General features: G+C 39.7%; 23 protein-coding genes and 1 tRNA gene. 9 read left to right on the top strand and 15 right to left on the bottom strand.

Annotation, left to right across the window (positions count from 1 at the left end):
• Window positions 1–170 precede the first annotated feature (170 nt).
• Window positions 171–1,400 (bottom strand): MFS transporter, encoded by a 1,230-nt coding sequence (locus HEMROJRC1_RS09495; protein WP_226692677.1) that lies wholly within the window; start codon window positions 1,398–1,400, stop codon window positions 171–173.
• Between the two features lie 197 nt (window positions 1,401–1,597).
• Here HEMROJRC1_RS09495 and HEMROJRC1_RS09490 point away from each other — a divergent pair, with 197 nt between their 5' ends.
• From HEMROJRC1_RS09490 to HEMROJRC1_RS09480, 3 genes are read left to right on the top strand one after another with little or no spacing between them, the layout of a single operon-like run.
• Window positions 1,598–2,296, top strand: coding sequence for a FadR/GntR family transcriptional regulator (locus HEMROJRC1_RS09490; protein WP_226692676.1), 699 nt, complete (start codon window positions 1,598–1,600; stop codon window positions 2,294–2,296).
• Window positions 2,289–3,359, top strand: a complete 1,071-nt coding sequence (locus tag HEMROJRC1_RS09485; RefSeq protein ID WP_226692675.1) for a Gfo/Idh/MocA family protein — start codon at window positions 2,289–2,291, stop codon at window positions 3,357–3,359. Before HEMROJRC1_RS09490 ends, HEMROJRC1_RS09485 begins: the two co-directional genes overlap by 8 nt.
• A gap of 19 nt (window positions 3,360–3,378) precedes the next feature.
• A complete protein-coding gene (locus HEMROJRC1_RS09480) occupies window positions 3,379–4,482 on the top strand; it encodes a Gfo/Idh/MocA family protein (RefSeq protein WP_226692674.1) in 1,104 nt (367 codons plus the stop codon).
• 64 nt (window positions 4,483–4,546) lie between these two features.
• On the opposite strand, the gene uvrB is transcribed toward HEMROJRC1_RS09480, so the two are convergent.
• On the bottom strand, window positions 4,547–6,583 hold the full coding sequence (gene uvrB / locus HEMROJRC1_RS09475; RefSeq protein ID WP_226692673.1) for an excinuclease ABC subunit UvrB: 2,037 nt from the start codon (window positions 6,581–6,583) through the stop codon (window positions 4,547–4,549).
• Window positions 6,584–6,994: 411 nt separating this feature from the next.
• On the opposite strand from uvrB, the gene HEMROJRC1_RS09470 reads away from it, so the two are divergent.
• Window positions 6,995–7,070, top strand: a tRNA-Asn gene (locus HEMROJRC1_RS09470).
• A gap of 97 nt (window positions 7,071–7,167) precedes the next feature.
• Here HEMROJRC1_RS09470 and zevB read toward each other — a convergent pair.
• Both zevB and zevA read right to left on the bottom strand, forming a co-directional pair.
• On the bottom strand, window positions 7,168–8,154 hold the full coding sequence (gene zevB / locus HEMROJRC1_RS09465) for a zinc transporter permease subunit ZevB (protein ID WP_374707295.1): 987 nt from the start codon (window positions 8,152–8,154) through the stop codon (window positions 7,168–7,170).
• Between the two features lie 4 nt (window positions 8,155–8,158).
• On the bottom strand, window positions 8,159–8,740 hold the full coding sequence (zevA, locus tag HEMROJRC1_RS09460) for a zinc transporter binding subunit ZevA (protein ID WP_374707303.1): 582 nt from the start codon (window positions 8,738–8,740) through the stop codon (window positions 8,159–8,161).
• Between the two features lie 396 nt (window positions 8,741–9,136).
• Here zevA and ettA point away from each other — a divergent pair, with 396 nt between their 5' ends.
• The 4 genes from ettA to HEMROJRC1_RS09445 are packed head-to-tail and all read left to right on the top strand — an operon-like array spanning window position 9,137 to window position 12,062.
• The gene (ettA, locus tag HEMROJRC1_RS09455) at window positions 9,137–10,807 is read left to right on the top strand and encodes an energy-dependent translational throttle protein EttA (RefSeq protein ID WP_226692671.1); all 1,671 of its coding nucleotides are present in this window, start codon (window positions 9,137–9,139) and stop codon (window positions 10,805–10,807) included.
• A gap of 58 nt (window positions 10,808–10,865) precedes the next feature.
• Entirely contained in the window at window positions 10,866–11,351 is a 486-nt protein-coding gene (locus HEMROJRC1_RS10890; RefSeq protein WP_255618277.1) for an FkbM family methyltransferase, read from the top strand.
• Window positions 11,329–11,712 carry an FkbM family methyltransferase gene (locus tag HEMROJRC1_RS10885; protein WP_255618276.1) on the top strand — a complete coding sequence of 128 codons (384 nt, stop codon included), beginning with the start codon at window positions 11,329–11,331 and terminating at the stop codon, window positions 11,710–11,712. Before HEMROJRC1_RS10890 ends, HEMROJRC1_RS10885 begins: the two co-directional genes overlap by 23 nt.
• 8 nt (window positions 11,713–11,720) lie before the next feature.
• On the top strand, window positions 11,721–12,062 hold the full coding sequence (locus HEMROJRC1_RS09445; protein ID WP_226692670.1) for a SirB2 family protein: 342 nt from the start codon (window positions 11,721–11,723) through the stop codon (window positions 12,060–12,062).
• A 48-nt stretch (window positions 12,063–12,110) separates the two neighbouring features.
• Here HEMROJRC1_RS09445 and yciH read toward each other — a convergent pair whose 3' ends face one another.
• The 11 genes from yciH to dsbC all read right to left on the bottom strand — a co-directional run bounded on the left by yciH (window position 12,111) and on the right by dsbC (window position 21,514).
• On the bottom strand, window positions 12,111–12,431 hold the full coding sequence (gene yciH, locus HEMROJRC1_RS09440; RefSeq protein ID WP_226692669.1) for a stress response translation initiation inhibitor YciH: 321 nt from the start codon (window positions 12,429–12,431) through the stop codon (window positions 12,111–12,113).
• 5 nt (window positions 12,432–12,436) lie between these two features.
• Window positions 12,437–13,129: an orotidine-5'-phosphate decarboxylase gene (gene pyrF, locus HEMROJRC1_RS09435; RefSeq protein ID WP_226692668.1), complete on the bottom strand. Its 693-nt coding sequence runs from the start codon at window positions 13,127–13,129 to the stop codon at window positions 12,437–12,439.
• A gap of 24 nt (window positions 13,130–13,153) precedes the next feature.
• On the bottom strand, window positions 13,154–14,344 hold the full coding sequence (gene lapB, locus HEMROJRC1_RS09430) for a lipopolysaccharide assembly protein LapB (protein WP_226692667.1): 1,191 nt from the start codon (window positions 14,342–14,344) through the stop codon (window positions 13,154–13,156).
• Window positions 14,344–14,643, bottom strand: coding sequence for a LapA family protein (locus HEMROJRC1_RS09425; RefSeq protein WP_226692666.1), 300 nt, complete (start codon window positions 14,641–14,643; stop codon window positions 14,344–14,346). The genes lapB and HEMROJRC1_RS09425 overlap by 1 nt, the downstream gene beginning before the upstream one ends.
• Before the next feature lie 82 nt (window positions 14,644–14,725).
• Window positions 14,726–15,010, bottom strand: coding sequence for an integration host factor subunit beta (locus HEMROJRC1_RS09420; protein ID WP_226692665.1), 285 nt, complete (start codon window positions 15,008–15,010; stop codon window positions 14,726–14,728).
• Window positions 15,011–15,153: 143 nt separating this feature from the next.
• Window positions 15,154–16,803, bottom strand: a complete 1,650-nt coding sequence (rpsA, locus tag HEMROJRC1_RS09415; protein WP_226692664.1) for a 30S ribosomal protein S1 — start codon at window positions 16,801–16,803, stop codon at window positions 15,154–15,156.
• 97 nt (window positions 16,804–16,900) lie between these two features.
• On the bottom strand, window positions 16,901–17,572 hold the full coding sequence (gene cmk, locus HEMROJRC1_RS09410) for a (d)CMP kinase (protein ID WP_226692663.1): 672 nt from the start codon (window positions 17,570–17,572) through the stop codon (window positions 16,901–16,903).
• A gap of 25 nt (window positions 17,573–17,597) precedes the next feature.
• Window positions 17,598–18,287, bottom strand: a complete 690-nt coding sequence (locus tag HEMROJRC1_RS09405) for a 5'-methylthioadenosine/adenosylhomocysteine nucleosidase (RefSeq protein WP_226692662.1) — start codon at window positions 18,285–18,287, stop codon at window positions 17,598–17,600.
• Entirely contained in the window at window positions 18,284–18,940 is a 657-nt protein-coding gene (locus HEMROJRC1_RS09400) for a thiol:disulfide interchange protein DsbA/DsbL (RefSeq protein ID WP_226692661.1), read from the bottom strand. The genes HEMROJRC1_RS09405 and HEMROJRC1_RS09400 overlap by 4 nt, the downstream gene beginning before the upstream one ends.
• 37 nt (window positions 18,941–18,977) lie before the next feature.
• Entirely contained in the window at window positions 18,978–20,705 is a 1,728-nt protein-coding gene (gene recJ / locus HEMROJRC1_RS09395; RefSeq protein WP_226692660.1) for a single-stranded-DNA-specific exonuclease RecJ, read from the bottom strand.
• A gap of 128 nt (window positions 20,706–20,833) precedes the next feature.
• Window positions 20,834–21,514, bottom strand: coding sequence for a bifunctional protein-disulfide isomerase/oxidoreductase DsbC (dsbC, locus tag HEMROJRC1_RS09390; RefSeq protein WP_226692659.1), 681 nt, complete (start codon window positions 21,512–21,514; stop codon window positions 20,834–20,836).
• 141 nt (window positions 21,515–21,655) lie between these two features.
• Between dsbC and prfB the strand changes: the two genes are divergently transcribed.
• A protein-coding gene (prfB, locus tag HEMROJRC1_RS09385; RefSeq protein ID WP_226692658.1) for a peptide chain release factor 2 occupies window positions 21,656–22,754 on the top strand; the annotation gives its coding sequence in 2 pieces (ribosomal slippage) (window positions 21,656–21,730 and window positions 21,732–22,754; 1,098 coding nt in all).
• Window positions 22,755–22,857 lie beyond the last annotated feature (103 nt).

Genomic DNA, 22,857 nt, shown 5'->3' with positions numbered 1-22,857 from the left:
GCTGGAACAAAGTGCGGTTAAAATTTCTGATATTTTCAACATTATGTAATGGTGCGTTACGGCTTTGCCTAACACACCTTACTCTAAGAGATATAAGAGATAAAATTCTCTTTGTGCAACCGATACATAATACCGAAGAAATTGACCGCACTTTGTCTTTCTGATAGATACTATTTATTTTTTGTATGTTCTTGAACACGCTCAGGAATTCTTAGTCCGACTAATCCCACTAATAATAACGTCCAAAATAGTGTGACATAAACCAAAGACGACCCTAAGCCCACACGTTCACTCAATGCGGCAGCGATAACCGGAGCTATCCCACCACCAATAGCTGCAAAGTTATAAATGAATCCAATCCCGGTACTTCGCATTTCCGTTGGGAAAAATTTAGCCATATATTTCGGTACTAAACCGGCGATGCCCAAATTTGTTGCAAGTAAGAAAAATAATAATATCCCAAGTGTAAACTCATTATTTTTCGGTAAATAGAACACAGGGAAAAGGAAGCAAAGAGAAAGTAATAAACTATAAACAAATGTTTTCTTTTCACCTAATTTATCACCTATAAATCCGGCAATCAGCGTGCCAATGAGAATGCCAAATCCAGCCCAAAACATTAATGATTTTACACTTTCGGCGTAGCCATTCTCCTTTAAGTAAAGTGGCAATAACCCTACTACCGGCCAATTTACCGAAAAAATTGAATAACAAACGAAGAAGACGATCAGTGTTATTGGCAATTGCTTTTTCGAAAATAACTGCGCCAATGGTACTTTCTTCACTTTTCCTTCCGCTTTTGCGGTAGCCCATTCCTCACTTTCCGGAGCATGGCGACGTATATAGAGTACCAATATAACTGGTGCCAAACCAATGAAAAACGCAATCCGCCAACCATAAGCAGCCGCAATCCAAGGAATGATTTGGGAAGCTAAAATATTTCCAATAGAAAAACCACTGACTAAAAACGCACTGGCTTTGGTGCGCAGATGTTGCGGCCAACTTTCAATAGCATAAGAAGAAGAGCAAGCATATTCCCCTGCCATTCCCATGCCAACAATCATACGAAATATGAAAAGCCAAATATAACCGGTAGATAAACCACACAAAAATGTTCCAACCGAATAGACCAAAATTGAAACAATCATCGCCAAACGGCGACCATATTTATCTGCAAAACTGCCAAAAATCGCCCCACCTAACGGACGAGCAACGAAAGCCGCCAATAATAACGTTGAAGTTTCCGTTGTCGTCATAGCAAATTCTTTTTGAATATCCAAAAGCACATAAGTGATCAACATATAATCAAAGCCATCGAAAACATACCCTAGCCATGCTGCAAATAATGCTTTTTTCTGAATGGGACTTACTTCTTTGTACCATGGTAACGTATTTGCCATAGTAACCTCCTTTATACGAGTAGAAATTTGTGGAAGAGATCACAGAATTTTAAATTACTACTATTTTCTGCTTGCATAAACAAAGATAAGACGTATGATGTCTTATGTCAATCAAGTGAATGAAAGAAGAATGAGAACCAGATCACAAATTTGAAAGAAAGTATTCAATCAGGTAAGAAAAATAGAAAATGAAAACAATGAATAAAAAAGAAGCCAGCCTTGAGCTGCAAGACAAAATTAAAGCATTAATCATTAAACGAAATTTAAAATCCGGCGATTTAATGCCAACAGAAAACGAATTAATTGAATTACTTAATGTAAGCCGTTCCAGCTTACGAGAAGCCATTAAATCTCTTGAAGCGTTACATATTGTAGATATTAAACATGGCATTGGCACCTTTGTCAGTGAATCCTCATTAGTACCAATGATTCGTGGCTTGAGTTTCCATACTCAACTTAATTTGCGTTCAGATTTGAATCAGCTCATCAATATTTTAGATATTCGAGAAATTTTAGAATATGGCTTTGCACCAATGGTTCTTGCCAAAATAACCAATGAAAAAGTGACCGCACTTCAAAAATATATAACCAATATGGAAAAAAATGCGAAGAACCAAAAATTTTCACCAAAAGATGAATATCGCTTGCATGTAGAACTCTATGAACCTCTTAATAATCCTCTATTGTTACAGTATTTAGATGCATTTTGGCAGATTTATCATGAAGTAGAAAAAGATTTACCGGAAATGCAACTTTCAGCTCCTCAAATGGCGATGTTACATAAAGAGTTAATCGATGCGGTTGAAACACGCGATCTTGTACGAATGCAACTCGCTATTTTGCACTATTTCAAAGGAATTAGACAACGTTTATTACAAGGAGAAGAAAATGAATAAGGAGCTTAATATCGCATTAATCGGCTGTGGATTTTTTGGCTCACAACTTGCTTCTGCATTTCATAAAGCCGGCGCGAATTTAATTGCTGTGACAGATATCAATCCGGCTCTTGCAGATAAATTGGCTCAGCAATATCAAAGTCGCGTTTTTCTTAGCACCGAAGAATTACTAAATAATAGTAAACCGGAACTTGTTGTTATCGCGACGCCTAATTACGCCCACTACTCACCGGCTCTTCTTGCACTTAATGCCGACTGCAATATTTTTATCGAAACACCTTTTGCTTTAAGCTCTTCCCATTGCCGGCATTTAATTCATTTAGCAAAAGAAAAAAATCGCCAAATTTTTATCGGATATTTAGAACGCACACTTCCCGGTTTATTACGTGTTAAGCAAGTGTTAGAAAATCACCAACTCGGTCAACTCACTGTTATACGAGCCGTACGCCAACGTTGGATTGAAAACTTAAGTAATAAAGAATGGTGGAAGCTTGATACTAATTTAACCGGCGGTGAACTTTTTCATTTAATTCACGAATTAGATTTATTATGTTGGCTGGTAGGGAATATAACATCCGTTTATGCTCAATCTACCAATATTGCTCACAAAGATACACCCGATAACCGCGATATTATTCAACTTCTTTTTCACTTTAAAAACGGTGCTCTTGGATCTTTAGAAATAGGAACGGCTTATCGCCAACACCAATGGGGAATACAAATTCACGGAGAAAAAGGGATCATTGATATTAATTTTTTCACTTCCAGCGTAACCTTCACTTATGCAGACGGTAAAACAGAACATTATGATTTATATGAAGAATTTGAAGCCGACTTATCTTTACGTGATAGTTCAAAAGGAACTCAGCAATACAATCAACCCCACACACTCTGTCCATTTTGGTTAAGTCGTGCTGCAGAAATTGAAGCGCTTGATGTAGTAAAACATTTACGCCATGAAACCGTTTCCCCCTTAAGTCAATGTCTTGCCGACTCAATTGAAATTGCAGAAGCGGCAAAATACTCAATGATTGTTGAAAAACGCATTACCCTCAAAAATTAACTCAAATAAGGAGTCCAATATGATTAATTACGGTGTTGTAGGTGTAGGTTATTTTGGTGCAGAACTGGCTCGTTTTATGAATGAACTGGAAGATGCGCATATTTCATATGTATATGATCCGGAGAATGGCAAGGCTATTGCCGAAGAATTGCAATGTCAAGCTGCCGATTCATTGGAAGAATTGGTCACATCTCCTAAAGTTGATTGCGTCATTGTCGCAACGCCAAATTACCTACACAAAGAACCTGTTTTACTAGCCGCAAAAAACAAAAAACACGTTTTCTGTGAAAAACCCATCGCATTAAATTATCAAGATTGCGATGAAATGGTTCGTGCTTGTGACGAAAATGGTGTGAAATTTATGGCAGGTCATGTAATGAATTTCTTCAACGGTGTTCATCATGCGAAAGAATTAATTAATCAAGGTGTCATCGGTAAAGTGCTTTATTGTCATACTGCTCGCAACGGTTGGGAAGAAGAACAACCGACGATATCTTGGAAAAAAATTCGTGAAAAATCAGGAGGACACTTATACCACCATATTCACGAACTTGACTGCGTTCAATTTTTAATGGGCGGCATGCCGAAAACCGTAACAATGGCAGCCGCTAATGTTGCACATAATGGCAAAAAATTTGGTGATGAAGACGATATGATTTTTGTCACTATGGAATATGAAGATAACCGTTTTGCAGTGCTTGAATGGGGATCTGCATTTCGTTGGGGAGAACATTATGTGTTAATCCAAGGAGAGAAAGGGGCAATTAAAATTGATATGTATAATACCAAAGGCACTTTACGTGTAGATGGAAAAGACACTTATTTTCTCGTTCACGAAAGCCAAGAAGAAGATGATGATCGAGCCCGTATTTATAACAGCACAGAAATGGATGGAGCCATTCAATATGGCAAACCGGGCAAACGCACCCCAATGTGGCTAAGTTCAATTATGAAAAAAGAAATGAAATATCTAAACGATATCATGCATGGTATGCAGCCTAGCGCAGAGTTTGAAAAACTGTTAACCGGTGAGGCTGCACGCGCTGCTATTGCGACAGCAGACGCTTGCACCCGTTCGCGTTATGAAAATCGTAAAGTCGCATTATCCGAAATTATAGGTTAGTAATCAAAGTAAGTGCGGGCAATTTCGAATGAGTTTGAAAACATCAAAGAAATTGACCGCACTTTTACTCACTCATCACAAATTTTTCTCTCAACTGATGGAGCTGATCTCGAATCGCGGCGGCTTTTTCAAATTCCAAATCTTGTGCAAATTTATACATTTGCTGTTCCAATTTTTTGACCTGCTGTTGATATTCTTTTGCATTTTTCGGTGCATTGTAAAGTGCGGTCGGTTCAGCAATGATTTTACTGCGTGATTTACTTTTTCCTTTGGTTGTAGCGCCTTGCCCGATATCAAGTAATTCCCCCACTTTTTTATTTAATGCTTGTGGAACGATGCCTTGTTCCTTATTGTATTTCATTTGTTTTTCACGGCGGCGATTGGTTTCCGTGATGGCTTTTTCCATTGATTTTGTGATGCTATCCGCATACAGAATCGCTTTTCCGTTCAAATTTCGCGCCGCACGACCAATCGTTTGAATAAGCGAGCGTTCCGAACGTAAAAAACCTTCTTTATCCGCATCAAGAATTGCCACTAATGAAACTTCCGGAATGTCCAAACCTTCACGGAGTAAGTTGATTCCGACCAACACATCAAATTCCCCCAAACGCAAATCTCGGATAATTTCTACGCGTTCTACAGTGTCAATATCCGAGTGCAAATAACGCACACGAATGCCATGCTCATCTAAATAATCGGTAAGATCTTCCGCCATTTTTTTTGTTAGCGTAGTGACTAAAACACGTTCATTTTTATCCGCTCTTTGACGGGCCTCGGAAAGTAAATCATCCACCTGAATCGAAACCGGACGAATTTCAATTTCCGGATCGAGCAAACCTGTCGGTCGCACAACTTGATCGATAATTTCATCACCGGATTTTTCCAATTCATAAGGGCCGGGAGTTGCAGATACATAAATCGTTTGTGGTGCAAGTCGTTCAAATTCTTCAAAACGTAATGGACGATTATCCAACGCCGATGGCAGACGGAAACCGTATTCCACCAAAGTTTCTTTACGTGAACGGTCGCCACGATACATTCCACCGATTTGCGGCACGGTAACGTGAGACTCATCAATAATGAGGATCGCATCAGATGGCATATAATCGAACAAAGTCGGAGGCGGCTCGCCCTCATTTCGACCGGAAAGATAGCGCGAGTAATTTTCAATACCGGAACAATAGCCAAGCTCATTCATCATTTCAATGTCAAACATCGTACGTTGACTAATTCGTTGTTCTTCCAGCAATTTATTTTCTTTAATGAAATATTCACGGCGTTGCACCAATTCCGCTTTGATTTTTTCAATCGCGTCTAAAATACGTTCACGCGGTGTTACATAGTGCGTTTTCGGGTACACCGTATAACGTGGCACCCTCCCCAATCCCTGTCCGGTAAGCGGATCAAATAAACTCAAACGCTCGATTTCATCATCAAATAACTCAATACGTATGGCGATATCGTCCGATTCGGCAGGAAAAATATCGATAATTTCACCACGTACACGGAAAGTTCCGCGCTGAAAAGCTTGATCGTTGCGAGTGTATTGTAATTCCGCCAGTTTTGCCAAAATTTGACGCTGATTAATAATTGCCCCTTGCTGCAAGTGCAGCATCATTTTCAAATAACTATCGGGATCGCCCAAACCATAAATGGCGGAAACCGATGCCACCACAATCGTATCGCGGCGTTCCAAAAAGGATTTTGTCGCCGAAAGACGCATTTGTTCGATTTGATCATTGATAGAAGCATCTTTTTCAATAAAAGTATCGCTGCTCGGCACATAGGCTTCCGGCTGATAATAATCATAGTAAGAAACGAAATACTCCACTGCGTTTTCAGGAAAAAACGCTTTCATTTCGGCGTAAAGCTGTGCCGCAAGGGTTTTATTCGGTGCAAGCAACATTGCCGGGCGATTGAGTTTTGCAATCACATTGGCGATGGTAAATGTTTTACCGGATCCCGTTACCCCTAGTAATGTTTGATGAGCCAGCCCATCATCTAAATTTTCTGCGAGTTTTTCAATCGCTTGAGGTTGATCACCCGAAGGTTTGAAATCTGAGTGAAGAATAAAAGGTTTACTATTAATTTTTTCTGTCATAAAAAGTGCGGTTAAAATTTAATAAGTTTTTGTTGGTGCTATTCTAGCATATTTCACTCTCCAGTTGAGGGAAAAAGGTAAGTTTTACACAGTGTTAGCGCTGTCAAGAGAAAAAGCATAAAAAATCAGTAAAAATTTTCAATTTTTTTACTGGACTTTATCTAACATATTGAAAAATAAGGAAATGCTATTTTACAACCAATTTTTATTCCATATCCCAAATCCCCAGTATTTATCGGTATTCTCTGATCTCAAGTTCAATTTAATCCACAAAGTTATCCACAGGTTTTGTGGATAGAAAAATGAAAAACAAATCAGATAATTTTTTTGAATTTTCTATTTTTATCCATTGACAAGTAATATTCTGATCATTAGAATGCGCAGCCAATTCCTTGTAATACAAGAATTTATTCCTCCTTAGTTCAGTCGGTAGAACGGTGGACTGTTAATCCATATGTCGCTGGTTCAAGTCCAGCAGGAGGAGCCAATTTTCTTTTGGCTTAGTTTTCGTTTGTCTCCTTTGACGAATCCTAAATTACAAACCAAAAGAGTTTTGGGCCTATCTGTTGATAGGCTTTATTTTTTTAGCGGAAGAGCACAACACCGCCTGTTGCCGATAATGTCGTGCCGTACAATAGGCTAAGCGCAAAAAATACCATTATCGCCCCCGCTATACATTTCAGCATAACATCACTTTTTTCCACCCAAGTCGGTGAACGATACCATTGTGCTAATTTGATTGCATGTGAACGAATATATCGCACCAATAGTGCAAATGCCGATAACATCAAGCCCGTACCTAATGCCATTGCAAGTGTTGCCACCACGCCCCACCAATAAAGATCTAACATATAGGCAAAAAACAAAACGAAAATCGCCCCGGAACAAGGGCGCATACCGATACTCAAAATCACCAATGATTTCGCTTTCCAATCATTTGCTTGCCGTAATTGCGAATCACTCGGCAAATGCTGATGCCCGCATGAACAAGAAGCCGTAGATTTTATCGGTGCAAAAACACGTGGATTTTTTACCGCACTTTGTTTTAGCAGAGAAAATTGTTGTACGGATTTAATTTGCAATTTATGTGACACAATATTTTTCTTACGCCAACCTCTTATTCCCTGATAAATCCAGCGCATCCCCAAAATGAATAAAAGCAAAAACGCCACTCGTTCCAACCAAAGCTGACTCAATTGAAAATAATGTGATGAAAGTCGGAGTATCACGACAACAATCGTAGTAGCAGTAATAGCGACTAAACCTTGCATTAATGAAGATAAAAAAGTGAGCAGCATACTGGTTTTCAATTGGCTTTGATGTGTTGAAAGATAACCGGCGATAATAAATTTACCGTGTCCCGGTCCTAACGCATGAATAACACCGTATAAAAAACTCACGACGATGAGTGTAAAACCTGCCGTATCGGAATGCGCTTTGATTTGATGTAAATTTACCGAAATAAACTGATTAAATACCCGTTGCCATTCCACGACTTTAACGAATAAATAAGGAAAGACAACCGCGGCAATTAAAACCGCTGCGAGCAAAATACCCCATTTCTTTATCATAATATTACTCACATTGAATTTTTATGGTTTGCGCAAACATTGCACCAAGTGAATTATCTGTATCGCGCTGTGATTTATCTAATGACATCGCATAACTTCGCCATTTTTCATCAATATTCGGTTCAATCAGTTTTCCCTGACAATTTGCCGGTAACGCAGAAAAATCTACTGATTGCCGAACCGGTTCGGGATACAACATCGCCACATAATAGGTTTTGTCATAAGTCATCAACATAAACTGATTAGCCGCCAATTTTTGCGGACTCGCCAATAAGACATCAAAATAATACTCTAAATAAGTGCCTTGTGCGTGCATACCGTAGTTTTTCGGCGTGGATTTATACTTAATTTTCTTATTATTCTTATCAAAAAAATAGCTGAAATAATGTTCTGCTACCACGTTTTTCATCACATCATCCACTAAACGTTGCTTAGCCGTGGCATCACCTTCCGCCAGAGCTAAGTCGTACAGCATCTCTGATGAACTTGCCTCATCCAACCGCCATTGCATACGAAATCCTGTCAGTTTCTCTTCATTCACCAGGAGTTTAATCTTCATATCAATAAACGCATGGGGGTGCGCCATTACCTGTGGTATCCAAGCCAAAAAAAGTAAGAAAAACTTTCTCAATGAATCCTCCTTTATTATTTATATTCACACCAAAGTGGGGCATTCTACCACAATCAATTTCTTGATTTCTTTTAATTAAAAATGAAAATATCTCTCAATTTTTTTGACATATATCAAACAATTGTTTTATCACGGTTTTCTCATCAAAAAATTTTCTGTATTATCCCGCTCCGTCAAGTGATTGCTTGATATTCATAAAGTTCCTAAATAAATAATCATAAATATAGCTAAACTACTTTCCTACCACCCGATTCGGGTGGTTTTTTTTGCCTAAAAATTTTTGGAATGTTAGGCAAATTAATAAACTTCAAGTAAAATGACCGCACTTTTTAACTAATAAAAAAGGTAATTATGTCCACGCAATTTGTATATACAATGCACCGTGTCGGCAAGGTTGTTCCACCGAAGCGACACATTTTAAAAGATATTTCACTGAGCTTTTTCCCCGGCGCAAAAATCGGGGTGCTTGGTTTAAACGGAGCAGGGAAATCGACCCTACTTCGCATTATGGCAGGGGTTGATAAAGAATTTGAGGGCGAAGCACGCCCACAGCCGGGGATTAAAATCGGCTATCTTCCGCAAGAACCAAAACTTGAGCCAACCCAAACCGTGCGTGAAGCGGTTGAGGAAGCGGTCTCTGAGGTAAAAAATGCTCTCACTCGCCTTGATGAAGTTTACGCACTTTATGCCGATCCTGATGCGGATTTCGACAAACTTGCTGCCGAACAAGCTAACTTAGAAGCGATTATCCAAGCTCACGATGGGCATAATTTAGACAATCAGCTTGAACGTGCCGCTGATGCACTGCGTTTGCCCGATTGGGAGGCAAAAATTGAGCATCTTTCAGGGGGCGAACGCCGCCGTGTCGCTCTTTGCCGTTTATTACTTGAAAAGCCCGATATGTTATTGTTAGACGAGCCAACCAACCACTTGGATGCAGAATCAGTGGCGTGGCTTGAGCGTTTCTTACACGATTATGAAGGGACTGTCGTGGCGATTACCCACGACCGTTACTTCTTAGATAATGTCGCAGGTTGGATTTTAGAGCTTGACCGTGGCGAGGGCATTCCGTGGGAGGGTAACTATTCTTCTTGGCTAGAACAAAAAGAAAAACGCCTTGAACAAGAACAAGCGGCTGAATCCGCCCGCCAAAAATCCATCGCTAAAGAATTAGAATGGGTACGCCAAAATCCAAAAGGTCGCCAAGCGAAAAGCAAGGCTCGTATGGCACGTTTTGATGAACTCAATTCAGGCGAATACCAAAAACGCAACGAAACCAATGAACTCTTTATTCCACCCGGCCCACGCTTAGGCGATAAAGTAATTGAGGTGCAAAACTTAACCAAGTCCTACGGCGACCGCACGTTAATTGACGATCTTTCCTTCTCCATTCCCAAAGGGGCGATTGTCGGTATTATCGGGGCAAACGGTGCGGGGAAATCCACCCTTTTCCGTATGCTTTCAGGCAAAGAACAGCCCGACAACGGTTCAATTACCCTTGGTGAAACGGTAGTGTTGGCTTCTGTGGATCAGTTCCGTGATGCAATGGACGACAAAAAAACCGTCTGGGAAGAAGTCTCTAACGGGCAAGATGTGCTCACTATTGGCAACTTTGAAATCCCAAGCCGTGCCTATGTAGGGCGTTTTAACTTCAAAGGGGTCGATCAACAAAAACGGGTGGGCGAACTTTCGGGCGGTGAACGTGGGCGTTTACACCTTGCCAAACTTTTGCAACGTGGTGGTAATGTGTTGTTATTAGACGAACCAACCAACGATCTTGACGTGGAAACCTTACGAGCCCTAGAAAATGCGATCTTAGAATTTCCGGGCTGTGCAATGGTGATCTCCCACGACCGCTGGTTCTTAGACCGTATCGCTACCCACATTTTGGATTACGGCGATGAAGGCAAAGTTACTTTCTACGAAGGCAACTTCTCCGACTACGAGGAATGGAAAAAGAAAACCCTTGGAGCTGATGCCGTTCAACCGCACCGTATTAAATATAAACGGATTGCGAAATAATTTATTAATAAGGCTTAGTGCTAAACTAAGCCTTTTCTTAAAATTATAGGATTAAATAATGAAACATATCACCAGACCACAACCTTTTGTGTTAAGCTCAACCAACTTCGGTACCTTAATTGTTAACCACCTTGATAAGCAAACTAATTTGGCAGGACATACTTATGGAGTCGGACATCAATTCCTGTCCACAGGCTCTTTCGATCCTCAAGAAATACAAAATGCGCTGACGATTCTTAATCTTCGCCGAGAATATTTTGGGGATAATGTGGTCGCATTAGACTGTGGTGCCAATATCGGAGCGCATACCATTCCTTGGAGTATTGAAATGACGGAATGGGGAAACGTAATCGCTTTCGAAGCACAGGAGCGAATTTACTATGCCTTAGCCGGCAATATTGCACTAAATAACTGCTTTAATGCAAAAGCAATCTATGGCGCATTAGGAAATCCTAATACCAGCCAGCCAGCCAGCCAGCCAGCCAGCCAGCCAGCCAGCCAGCCAGCCAGCCAGCCAGCCAATGTTAGACATTCCTATCATTGATTACAATAGGCCTTCATCATTTGGTAGCTTAGAATTACAATCTAGTCCGACGAATGAAAATATCGGTCAAATCGTTGATTATCAAAAAACACAGAAAGTTCCACTAATAAGTATTGATTCGTTACAACTTGAACGAATTGATTTCATCAAAATTGATGTAGAAGGAATGGAACTTAGCGTATTAACCGGTGCATTAGAATCAATTAAACGACATAAGCCTATTATGACGATTGAAATATTAAAATCTAATCAACAAGAAATTATCAATTTGCTTGCGCCACTTAATTATAAATTCTTCCCAATGGGAATTAATTTATTGGCAGTGCATCAAGATGATCCTACTATTCAAAATATTAACTAAGGGTAGCTATGTTAATTAACCTACACATTTTATTTGCATTTTTAAGTTTAAGCTTATTAGTCATTCGTGCGTTTATGCAATTAACCCATAAAGATTGGCGAGCCGTAAAATTACTAAAGATTTTACCTCATATCAGCGACACAGTATTACTTGCCAGTGGCGTTTATATCCTCTCTCTTTGGCAATTTGAACTTCCTTTATGGCTGATTGGAAAGATGGGGCTATTAGTGTTATACATTATTTTCGCGGCAAAATTTTTCAGCAAAAAACAATCGAAAAATCGACCGCACTTTTTTATTCTTGCTCTAAGTTGCTTCATTGGAGCAATGTTATTGGCATATTGGCACTAACAAAAATACCGAGCAATGCTCGGTATTTCCCTCTTATAAGCATATCAATCAGCCGCCGGCTAATTTGACAACAAATCCCTTTGCCTCTAATAAAGTTTTAAGCAGATCCCTTTTTTCACCTTGAATTTCAATTACTCCGTTTTTTATAGAACCGCCACAACCGCAACGTTTCTTCAATTCTGCTGCAAGTTTCTTCAATTCATCATCAGGAAGTTCCAATCCTGTAATGACTGAAACACCGGCTCCTTTTCTACCGCTTGTCTGCTTTTGAATACGAACAATGCCGTCTCCTTTAGGACGTGATGATTGTACTTTTTCTTGTTTAATACGCCCACTTTCTGTGGAATAGACCAAAATAGAATCCGACATAACTATTATTCAATTGAAGCCTTAATTGAGCGAAGCACTTCTGCCGGATTTTCAGCCTGTGTGATCGGACGGCCAATGACTAAATAGTCCGAACCGGAACGAATCGCAGCTGCCGGCGTCATTACTCGGCGTTGATCCCCAAAATCCGCACCAATAGGGCGAATTCCCGGTGTAACCAATTTAAAGTTCGAACCACAAGTATTACGTAAAATTTCAACCTCTTGCGGAGAGCAAACCACACCGTCTAATCCTGCGCGTTGAGTTAAATGAGCAAGACGTAGTACTTGTTCCATTGGTGAGGCATTAATACCAATTTGCAATAAATCTAAATCTTCCATACTGGTTAAAACCGTTACGGCAATCAAAAGTGGCGCATCTTTACCATAAGGCTCAAGAATTTTTTTCGCCTCTTCCATCATTTTTAAACCGCCACTTGCATGCACGTCCACCATCCATACGCCTAAATCAGCAGCTGAACGTACCGCTCTTGCCACTGTATTTGGAATATCGTGGAATTTTAAATCAAGAAATACGTCAAAATCACGTTGATGGAGTTGTTTAACAAAATTTGTCCCGAGAGTCGTAAACATCTCTTTTCCGACTTTTAAACGACATAAGCTAGGATCAATTTGATCAACTAGTGCAAGCGCTTCCGCTTCCGTTTCATAATCAAGGGCGACAATAACTTTATTAGTCATAATTTTTACCTCTCTGTGTATCTTTTAATTATGTTCTTGTGAAGACAATGGTTTAATACTTTCCCAATGACGGCAAGATGGGCAATTCCAAAGTAATTTGTGAATTTGATAACCGCAGTTTGAACAGCGATAAGCTGCGCTCTGTTTGATTCTCTCTCCCACCATTTTATGAAGTAAGATAAGACTTTCCTTTCCTCTGCCTTCTTCTGCATCATCAATTTGATATTGAATAAAACGGTGAAAAATAAGTGTACTCGGCTTTTTCGTTAATTGTTGGTAAAGTTTAGCTTGTGCTGCGGATTTACCGTCTTTTTCTTCAATCAATTCGGCTAATACTAAATCAACATCATCATTTTTTACTTGTTGACCGGCACGAATTAAAAATAATTCAAAATTTTCAATCTGATTCAATGCCTCATAACAATGCTTTAACGTTGATAGTACTTCACCAATATAATCAGAATTTTGATGAAGTACATTTTCCAATGTTTTAATCGCTCGTTGATATGCTTTTTCTTGAATATTTAAATCTGCTAACAATATAGAAGCTCTAACACAAGTTGAAGATACAAGAAGGGCTTTTTGTAAAATACCACGTTTTTCAACCGCACTTTCAGCAGTTAAACTTTGGGCGTATTCACAATAGCACTGTGCTAATTCAATATTATTTTCTTGCGGACTAATTTTAGCGAGTTTTTCAGCAATATTAACCGCCTTTTTCCATTCTTTTGTTTTTTGATAAATCAGTAAAAGTTGCTGTAATGCATTTTGAGCAAATTCAGGTTCATCAACTAATAAAATATAAAGATTTTCAGCTCGATCAAAAAAACCAATGGTCATAAAATCACGAGCAAGCTGTTGCTTTGCAAGCAATTTTTGTTCAAAAGAATAATGAGGACTGCGATCAAGAGCTTGATGAATACGGAGTGCGCGATCGACTTCACCACGAGAACGAAATAAATTACCTAGGGTGAGTTCAGCTTCAAATTGAGAGTGACCTTCTATTTCGTTTTCAGTTTCTTGTTTTTGCAATATATTCAAAAACAAGTCAACTGCTTTATCGGTTTGGTTAGAAAGTAAAAAATTGACACCCGTGACATAATCACGGGAGAGTTTGTTGCTAATATCTTCCTGATCTTTTTTTGCGCTACGCTGCCCCATATACCAACCATAAGCTGCAGCAATAGGCAAAAGCAGAAAGAGTAATTCAAGCATTATTCAGCCTTAGCCTTATCACGCGTTGTCGTTAATTCATTAATTTGTAAAGTTTGACGCTTAATTTGGCGATTCAAGGACATATTTTTGAGTTTCAACTTTAAATAGAAAAAACCGGTAATAAGCCAACCTAAAATTAGTCCTAATCCGAATAAAATTGCAACGAGTGTTGAAAGTTGGAATTGGCTTTCTGCAACAATATAATTGAAAGTGATAATTTGATCATTATTTGCTCCTACCGTAACTGCAACAAGCACGATAGCCAAAACAATAATAACCCCCAAAATGTACTTAATCATAGATAATCCTTTAAGAAAATTTTTTCTATTATGCCAAAATTTCCTATGAAAAACGACACTAAGTGCCGCTATTTCATTATTCTCAAGCGAATACATCTACCCTTTCTTTTAGTTCTTTACCGGCTTTAAAATGGGGTACACATTTTGCTTCTAATTTTACAGTCTCACCCGTCTTCGGATTTCTACCTAAACGAGGTTGGCGGTAGTGAAGCGAGAAACTTCCAAAGCCTCTAATTTCTACGCGATTAGCTTCTTCTAATGATTGAGCTATGAGCTCTAAAATATCTTTTACGATGCCTTCAACTTCCTTTGCTGATAAAGAGGGATGCTTGGCGGATAAATTTTCGATAAGTTCTGATTTCGTCATCGTATTTCTCCTTTGTTATCCTATCAATGTGTTCACTTACGACAATAAGACCTATTAATAATTCATTATTTTACAACGATAAATTATTAATAGCCCTTTTAAAAAAAAGGCTGGGATTTACCCAGCCTTACCGAATAAATTAATTATTCACCTTTAGCTGCTTTGAATGCTTCAGCCATAGCATTTGGAATAGCAACTTCTTCTTGTTTGTTATTCACACTTGCTACTGCAGCCGCTTCTTCAGCTTGATCTTTCGCTTTTACAGATAAATGAACGATACGGGCTTTACGGTCTACACCAGTGTACTTAGCTTCCACTACATCGCCTACTGCAACTTCGTTTGTTAAGTCAGACGTACGAATGTAACCCTCAGCACCACCGATTAATTCAACTTTAGCACCTTTTGCATCTACTTCAACTACAGTTGCAGAAACAACCGCACCTTTTTTGTTGATTGAAATGAAGTTATTAAACGGATCTTCTTCAAGTTGTTTAATACCTAAAGAAATACGTTCTTTAACGGCATCTACCGCTAACACTACAGCAGAAACTTCATCACCTTTTTTATAGTTACGAACCGCTTCTTCACCTGACACATTCCAAGAAATATCAGATAAATGTACTAAACCGTCAATACCACCTTCAAGACCGATGAAGATACCGAAATCAGTGATAGATTTGATCTTACCTGTTACTTTATCACCTTTGTTGTGAGTTTCAGCGAACTGAGTCCAAGGGTTAGGTTTGCACTGTTTTAAACCTAAAGAAATACGACGACGTTCTTCATCAATTTCTAATACCATAACTTCAACGGTATCACCTAAACTAACCACTTTGGACGGGTGGATATTTTTATTAGTCCAATCCATTTCAGAAACGTGAACCAAACCTTCAACACCATCTAAAATTTCGACGAAACAACCGTAGTCGGTTAAGTTAGTTACTTTACCGGTTAATTTGCTATTTACAGGATGATTTTCAGCGATTGCAGCCCAAGGATCTTGACCTAATTGTTTTAAACCTAAAGATACACGGGTACGATCTTTGTCGAATTTTAATACTTTAACTGTTACTTCATCACCTACATTTACGATTTCGCTTGGATGTTTAACACGTTTCCAAGCCATATCAGTAATGTGTAATAAACCGTCAACCCCACCTAAATCTACGAATGCACCGTAATCGGTTAAGTTTTTAACGATACCTTTAACTTCTGAACCTTCAACAAGGTTTTCTAACACTTGTTCACGTTCTTGGCTATTTTCAGACTCAATCACCGCACGACGGGAAACAACCACATTGTTACGTTTTTGATCTAATTTAATTACTTTAAATTCTAGTTCTTTACCTAATAAATGATCTGCGTCACGAGCCGGACGAGTATCTACTAAAGAACCCGGTAAGAATGCACGAACACCGTTTAACTCAACTGTGAAACCACCTTTCACTTTGCCGTTGACTAAACCGATAACGGTCGCTTTATCTTCGTAAGCTTTTTCTAATTCGATCCAAGATTCGTGACGAACCGCTTTCTCACGAGAAAGTTTAGTTTCGCCGAAACCATCTTCAACTGCGTCTAATGCCACATTCACAGTGTCGCCAACTTGAATTTCAAGTTCACCTTGTGCATTTAAAAATTCAGCAACCGGAATTGCAGATTCGGATTTTAAACCGGCATCAACGAGTACGAAACCTTTTTGGATAGCTACTACAGTACCGCTAACGATTGAACCTTGACGAGTTTCAAGACCTTTTAATGATTCTTCAAAAAGTTGAGCAAAAGATTCTGACATATAAATAATCTTCTTTAAAAGTTAATAACATCCACATTTTATCCATAATATGTGGGGTTGGTAATAAATGTTTATTCATCCTTGAACAAACCGAAAACTAACTGTTTGTACGCTGCCGAATATAATTCAACGCTTGAGCAATGACTTCATCAATACTCAATGTTGTGCTGTCCAATAACAACGCATCTTCAGCCGGTTTAAGAGGCGCAACTTCACGGTTTCTATCCCGAAAATCGCGTTCCTGTATCTCGGCTAAAATCTGCGCAAAGTTACCACTAATTCCGTTATTTTGCAACTGTTTATAACGTCTTTTTGCACGTTCTTCCGCGCTAGCATCTAAAAATAACTTCACTTGCGCATTCGGAAACACCACTGTTCCCATATCCCGCCCGTCTGCAATCAGTCCGTCATTTTTGGCGAAATTTTGTTGAAGTTGCAATAAAGCGGCACGAACTTGCGGAAAAACTGCAACTTTTGACGCTGCATCCGCCACTTCCTGAGTACGAATTAACCGGCTTACATCCTCACCATTCAACACAATTTTCACTTCACCATCTTCCGGTATAAATTGAATATCTAAACTACGCGCCAATTCTGCTAACGCCAATTCATCCGATAAATCGACCGCACTTTTCAACGCTGCTAACGCCGTGACACGATAGATTGCTCCACTATCCAGTAAGGCATATCCGAGTTTTTCAGCTAAAGCATAACACAGCGTGCCTTTACCTGCACCACTCGGGCCATCAACGGTAATGATCATTCCCATCTCATTGCTCCTGATAAACGATTAACTACAATCTATCCAACATGCCCAATACTAATGTCGAAGACTGTTTCGCCGCCAATGGTAAAAACTCGTCAAAAGACATACCGGCCTCACCATCTCCGGCATCAGAAATAGCTCGAACTACCACAAACGGCACATTAAAAGCGTAGCATACTTGCGCAATAGCGGTTGCTTCCATTTCTACGCCCACTACATCCGGAAAATTAAGTTTAATACCTTCGATTTTTTCTTCGCTATTGATAAAACTATCACCGGAACAAATCAAACCTCGTTTTACCGATTGTCCTTGTGCTTGCGCAATTTCTTGCGCTAAATCCGCCAATTTTTTATCCGATAAAAATGCCGCAGGATTAGCAGGAAGTTGACCTTTTTCATAACCGAATGCCGTGACATCCGCATCATGATAGCGGGTTTCATCAGAAATAACGATATCGCCGACTTTTAGCCCTTTTGCTACTCCCCCTGCAGAACCGGTATTTATCACCATATCCGGTTTTGCGAGTTGCAATAAGGCGGTTGTACCTAGGGCTGCCGCCACTTTACCAATGCCCGATTGTAATAAGGCGACATCTTTACCATTAATTTTACCTTCAAAAATGACCGCACTTGCAACCCGAGTTTCCGTTTTATCTTCCATTAATCCGGCTAAAATTTCAACTTCTTGCGCCATTGCGCCGACAATACCGATTTTCATTTTTTACGCTCCCTTTCTAATTTATCGACTAAATAATCCAATACCGCTACGGCATAATCATCATTATAAAGTGTGCTGGCAGTAAGCACATATTTACCGCCAATAACAACATAAGGATAAGTAAATACCCCATATTCCTCCGTTAATTCAACGGCATCTTGCACCTGCTCTTTCACTGAATCCGAATTTTTTATTTGCGAAAAGGTATGCTTATCAAGCCCCTTTTTTTCCGCCCATTTTAGAATTTTAGCGGAAGAAGCCAATTCTTCGTAGCGAGATTTTTCCGAAGACTCAAATAACAGCACACTTGACATCTCATCTGCTTTTAGCATTTTTAAAGTATAAAATACCCTTGCACTAAATTGGCTTTCTGCCGTAGCGACAGGATATTGTTCCAAGGCAATTTTATTAGGGCGTATCTGAGCATAAAGTTCCAAAATATCCAGTGCAGACGAACAGACTCGACAATCATAATCAAAAAAGAATTGAATACGAATTTTTTTGTCCGCCCGTAAAGGTTGTTTGATGGGTTCCTGATAAGAAAAATAATCCCGTCCGTCCTCAAATCTTAACGTATCTACAGAAGGTAAATAAGGTTGATTTTGAACGGAAAAATCTTTTTGGTTCGGTTCGGCAAAGGCAAATTGTGTCATACTAAACAAAGCTAAATAATGCCATCGCCGTTTTATTTTATTCATCAATGGGTTCAATATAATCTATCAATAACTGTATGTAACGATTACCACGAAACTCATTTATATCCAGCTTGTAAGCTAAACGTGCCTGTTTTATGGATAAATCCGGATAGCGTCGAGTATCAATATTAAAGGCAATAGCATCTAAAAGCACACCTCCCGACTTCGGCTCGACCAACATTTTTAGATGATTGCGGTTTGCCCCCACGACTCGCTGCTCTAAAATTTTAAATTCACCGTCAAAAGAAGGTTCGGGGAATCCTTGTCCCCAAGGTCCTGCCGCTCTTAATTGTTCAGCCGTATCAAGTGTAAACTCACTTGATTTCAGCTCGCCGTCAGTCCAGATCACCCCTTGTAAACGTTCTTCGTCCAACCAGTTTGTAACGGTTTGATTAAAAATTTGCTGAAATTCCCCAAAGCATTCTTCACGAATGCTCAATCCGGCTGCCATTGCGTGACCGCCAAATTTTAGGATCATATCAGGATATTGAGAATGGATTCTTTCCAGTAGATCCCGAATGTGTAAACCTTCAATAGAACGTGCCGAACCTTTTAGCACACCCGCTTCATCTTGTGCAAAAGCAATGACAGGTCGATGATATTGATCTTTAATTCGAGAGGAAACAATTCCCAATACGCCTTGATGCCAATCCGCCTGATAAAGCGCAATGCCGATGGGTAATTCTTTGAAAAGTGCGGTCAAATTTCGGCAAATTTCTAAGGCCTCAAGTTTCATTCCCGCTTCAATTTCTTTACGGGTTTGATTTAACTGATCAAGATCTAAAGCCAATTCACGTGCCTTTTGCATATTTTCGGCGAGTAATAGTTCCACACCAAGGGACATATTATCCAATCGCCCTGCCGCATTTAAACGGGGAGCAATAGAAAAACCGAGATCCCCGGCTGAACATTGTTCAATATCACGATTTGCCACTTCCGCTAAAGCGATAATTCCCGGGCGACAATGTTTGGCACGGATACGCATCAAGCCCTGATGCGCCAAAATGCGATTATTTTGATCGAGTGGCACGACATCAGCAATTGTGCCAAGTGCGACAAGATCAAGCAATTCGGTAAAATTGGGTTGGTTTTTCTCCGTAAAAATGCCGTTCTCTCGGAATTTAGCCCGCACGGCAAGCATAAGATAAAAGGCAACCCCTACGCCCGCCAAGGATTTTGAAGGGAAATCGCATTGACTTAAATTCGGATTCACAATCGCATCGGCTGGCGGCAAAATGTCCGAAGGTAAATGGTGATCGGTAACCAAAACCTGTACGCCTTGCGCCTTTAAAAATTCGATTCCCTCAAAAGAGGAAACGCCGTTATCCACCGTCATCAACAACTGAACGCCTTTTTCAATCGCCATTTCCGCTACGGAAACACTTAAACCATAGCCTTGCTCAAAACGATTAGGCACAAGATAATCAACATCGGTAAAACCCAACTGACGGAGAGCAAGCACACTCAATGCCGTACTTGTTGCGCCATCCGCATCAAAATCACCGACAATCACGATTTTTTGTTGCTGCTGATAAGCCGATACCAGTAACTCTACGGCTTGAGCAATACCGTATAAGCGAGCCGGGTTCAGCATTGATTTTAAAGTGCGGTCTAATTCTTGCGTGTTTTTGATATGGCGTGCGCGATAAAGTCTATCCAACAGCGGATTTTCTGAAACAGAATTTCCTGTTGGAATTTCACGACGTTTGATGAGTTTGTTCACAACAATTAATAACTAAATAGAAAACTCGGACGCCAAGCATGACGTCCTACCTTTATTCAAAAATAATATTTTATACAACGGGCTACATAATATCGTAAAAACAGTGGACAATAAGCCCACTTTAAATACTATTCTTCCAGTGCGGCCAATAAATCCGCCGGTTTCAGATACCCGCCGATGAGTTCACCGCTTGAAGTAATAATGCTCGGCGTACCGTTTACACCGAATTGAATACCCAATTCGTAATGCTTTTTCACCATACTCGGTGTTTTTACTTCTTTAGGTAGATTGCCTTTTTCCGCTTCATTTAAAGCGAAAACCGGATCTTTCGCCGTCCAAATCGCTTCCATCTGTTTTGCCGTTTCCGTTTTCATACCGCCTCGAGGAAAAGCTAAATAACGCACGGTAATGCCAAGATCATTATATTCTTTCAACTGTTTATGTAACAAATGGCAATAATGGCAAGTGATATCCATAAAAACGGTCACGACATGCTTTTCATTTTTTGCCGGATAAACAATCATTTCATTTTTGTATGAATTAAGTTTGTCCATCAATAACTTACCGGCAACGTCCACAGGCCCTTTATCGGTTAATTCATAAAGTTTACCTTGAAAAGCATATTTACCATCTTCAGTCACATAAATAATCCCCTCATCGGTTACTGCGGTTTTAATCCCTGAAATCGGAGCGTTTTTTACTTCTATATTTTTCGCACCAAGAGCTTGCAGCCTGTTCTTGATAGCGACATCATCCGCCATTGCGTTAACTGAAACGACACATAAAAGTGCGGTTAAAATTTTCTTCATTTTTGTTCCTAAATTTGCCTAATTAACAAAGCTTGGAATTATAAAGAGATTGCAAATTTGCGCAAGCCCAACTACCCAAAAATTAGAAAATAGCTTATAATCCTGCTACTTATAACATTTTGTAATATTACATTTCTATTTATGTTTGAAATTAATCCCATAAAAAATAAAATCACCGACCTTTCCGACCGCACTTTCGTGCTTCGGGGGTATCTTTGACTTTGAAGCCAAAGTTGAGCGCTTAGAAGAAGTTAATGCCGAATTAGAACAACCGGATGTATGGAATGATCCGGAGAAAGCGCAAGCCTTAGGTAAAGAACGCGTCTCTCTTGAACAAGTTGTTAATACCATCAAATCCCTTGAACAAGGTTTAGAAGACGTTGACGGGTTGTTAGAACTCGCAGTTGAAGCCGAAGATGAAGAAACCTTTAATGAAGCCGTAGCAGAATTGGAAGAACTTGAACAACAGCTTGAAAAGCTAGAGTTTCGCCGAATGTTCAGCGGAGAACACGATAGTGCTGACTGCTATGTCGATTTACAAGCCGGCTCCGGTGGTACGGAAGCACAAGATTGGACGGAAATGCTGTTGCGAATGTACTTGCGCTGGGCTGAAGGTAAAGGTTTCAAAACCGAATTAATGGAAGTTTCGGACGGTGATGTAGCCGGCTTGAAATCAGCTACCATCAAAGTCAGCGGAGAATATGCCTTCGGTTGGTTGCGTACGGAAACCGGCATTCATCGTTTAGTACGTAAAAGCCCTTTTGATTCCAATAACCGTCGCCACACTTCTTTCAGCGCCGCCTTTGTTTATCCTGAAATTGATGACGATATTGATATTGAAATCAATCCGGCAGATTTACGAATTGATGTTTATCGCGCCTCCGGTGCCGGCGGTCAGCACGTCAATAAAACGGAAAGTGCCGTTCGGATTACCCATATTCCTAGTGGCATTGTCGTACAATGTCAAAACGATCGTTCCCAACACAAAAATAAAGATCAAGCAATGAAGCAATTAAAAGCAAAATTGTATGAATTGGAATTACAAAAGAAAAATGCCGATAAGCAAGCCATGGAAGAAAATAAATCCGATATTGGTTGGGGCAGCCAAATTCGTTCCTATGTGTTGGATGACTCACGTATTAAAGATTTACGCACCGGCGTAGAAAATCGTAATACTCAAGCAGTATTGGACGGTGATTTAGATCGCTTTATTGAAGCGAGTTTAAAAGCCGGTTTGTAATATTACAAATGTGTGAAATAGCATTTCACATTCCTCCGAATAAAATGATCACAAAGTGCGGTCATTTTTTAATAGATTTTAAAGTCAAAATGAAGGTAACAAA

It is taken from the genome of Rodentibacter sp. JRC1, assembly GCF_020521555.1.
Lineage (GTDB): Bacteria > Pseudomonadota > Gammaproteobacteria > Enterobacterales > Pasteurellaceae > Rodentibacter > Rodentibacter abscessus.
This window is presented reverse-complemented; position numbering and strand designations above follow the sequence as displayed.

What these genes read in the sequence shown, in the direction of transcription:
- HEMROJRC1_RS09495 (WP_226692677.1), bottom strand. Translation starts at nt 1,400, where the DNA reads ATGGCAAATACGTTACCATGGTACAAAGAAGTAAGTCCCATTCAGAAA.
- HEMROJRC1_RS09490 (WP_226692676.1), top strand. Translation starts at nt 1,598, where the DNA reads ATGAATAAAAAAGAAGCCAGCCTTGAGCTGCAAGACAAAATTAAAGCA.
- HEMROJRC1_RS09485 (WP_226692675.1), top strand. Translation starts at nt 2,289, where the DNA reads ATGAATAAGGAGCTTAATATCGCATTAATCGGCTGTGGATTTTTTGGC.
- HEMROJRC1_RS09480 (WP_226692674.1), top strand. Translation starts at nt 3,379, where the DNA reads ATGATTAATTACGGTGTTGTAGGTGTAGGTTATTTTGGTGCAGAACTG.
- uvrB (WP_226692673.1), bottom strand. Translation starts at nt 6,583, where the DNA reads ATGACAGAAAAAATTAATAGTAAACCTTTTATTCTTCACTCAGATTTC.
- zevB (WP_374707295.1), bottom strand. Translation starts at nt 8,154, where the DNA reads ATGATAAAGAAATGGGGTATTTTGCTCGCAGCGGTTTTAATTGCCGCG.
- zevA (WP_374707303.1), bottom strand. Translation starts at nt 8,740, where the DNA reads ATGGCGCACCCCCATGCGTTTATTGATATGAAGATTAAACTCCTGGTG.
- ettA (WP_226692671.1), top strand. Translation starts at nt 9,137, where the DNA reads ATGTCCACGCAATTTGTATATACAATGCACCGTGTCGGCAAGGTTGTT.
- HEMROJRC1_RS10890 (WP_255618277.1), top strand. Translation starts at nt 10,866, where the DNA reads ATGAAACATATCACCAGACCACAACCTTTTGTGTTAAGCTCAACCAAC.
- HEMROJRC1_RS10885 (WP_255618276.1), top strand. Translation starts at nt 11,329, where the DNA reads ATGTTAGACATTCCTATCATTGATTACAATAGGCCTTCATCATTTGGT.
- HEMROJRC1_RS09445 (WP_226692670.1), top strand. Translation starts at nt 11,721, where the DNA reads ATGTTAATTAACCTACACATTTTATTTGCATTTTTAAGTTTAAGCTTA.
- yciH (WP_226692669.1), bottom strand. Translation starts at nt 12,431, where the DNA reads ATGTCGGATTCTATTTTGGTCTATTCCACAGAAAGTGGGCGTATTAAA.
- pyrF (WP_226692668.1), bottom strand. Translation starts at nt 13,129, where the DNA reads ATGACTAATAAAGTTATTGTCGCCCTTGATTATGAAACGGAAGCGGAA.
- lapB (WP_226692667.1), bottom strand. Translation starts at nt 14,344, where the DNA reads ATGCTTGAATTACTCTTTCTGCTTTTGCCTATTGCTGCAGCTTATGGT.
- HEMROJRC1_RS09425 (WP_226692666.1), bottom strand. Translation starts at nt 14,643, where the DNA reads ATGATTAAGTACATTTTGGGGGTTATTATTGTTTTGGCTATCGTGCTT.
- HEMROJRC1_RS09420 (WP_226692665.1), bottom strand. Translation starts at nt 15,010, where the DNA reads ATGACGAAATCAGAACTTATCGAAAATTTATCCGCCAAGCATCCCTCT.
- rpsA (WP_226692664.1), bottom strand. Translation starts at nt 16,803, where the DNA reads ATGTCAGAATCTTTTGCTCAACTTTTTGAAGAATCATTAAAAGGTCTT.
- cmk (WP_226692663.1), bottom strand. Translation starts at nt 17,572, where the DNA reads ATGGGAATGATCATTACCGTTGATGGCCCGAGTGGTGCAGGTAAAGGC.
- HEMROJRC1_RS09405 (WP_226692662.1), bottom strand. Translation starts at nt 18,287, where the DNA reads ATGAAAATCGGTATTGTCGGCGCAATGGCGCAAGAAGTTGAAATTTTA.
- HEMROJRC1_RS09400 (WP_226692661.1), bottom strand. Translation starts at nt 18,940, where the DNA reads ATGACACAATTTGCCTTTGCCGAACCGAACCAAAAAGATTTTTCCGTT.
- dsbC (WP_226692659.1), bottom strand. Translation starts at nt 21,514, where the DNA reads ATGAAGAAAATTTTAACCGCACTTTTATGTGTCGTTTCAGTTAACGCA.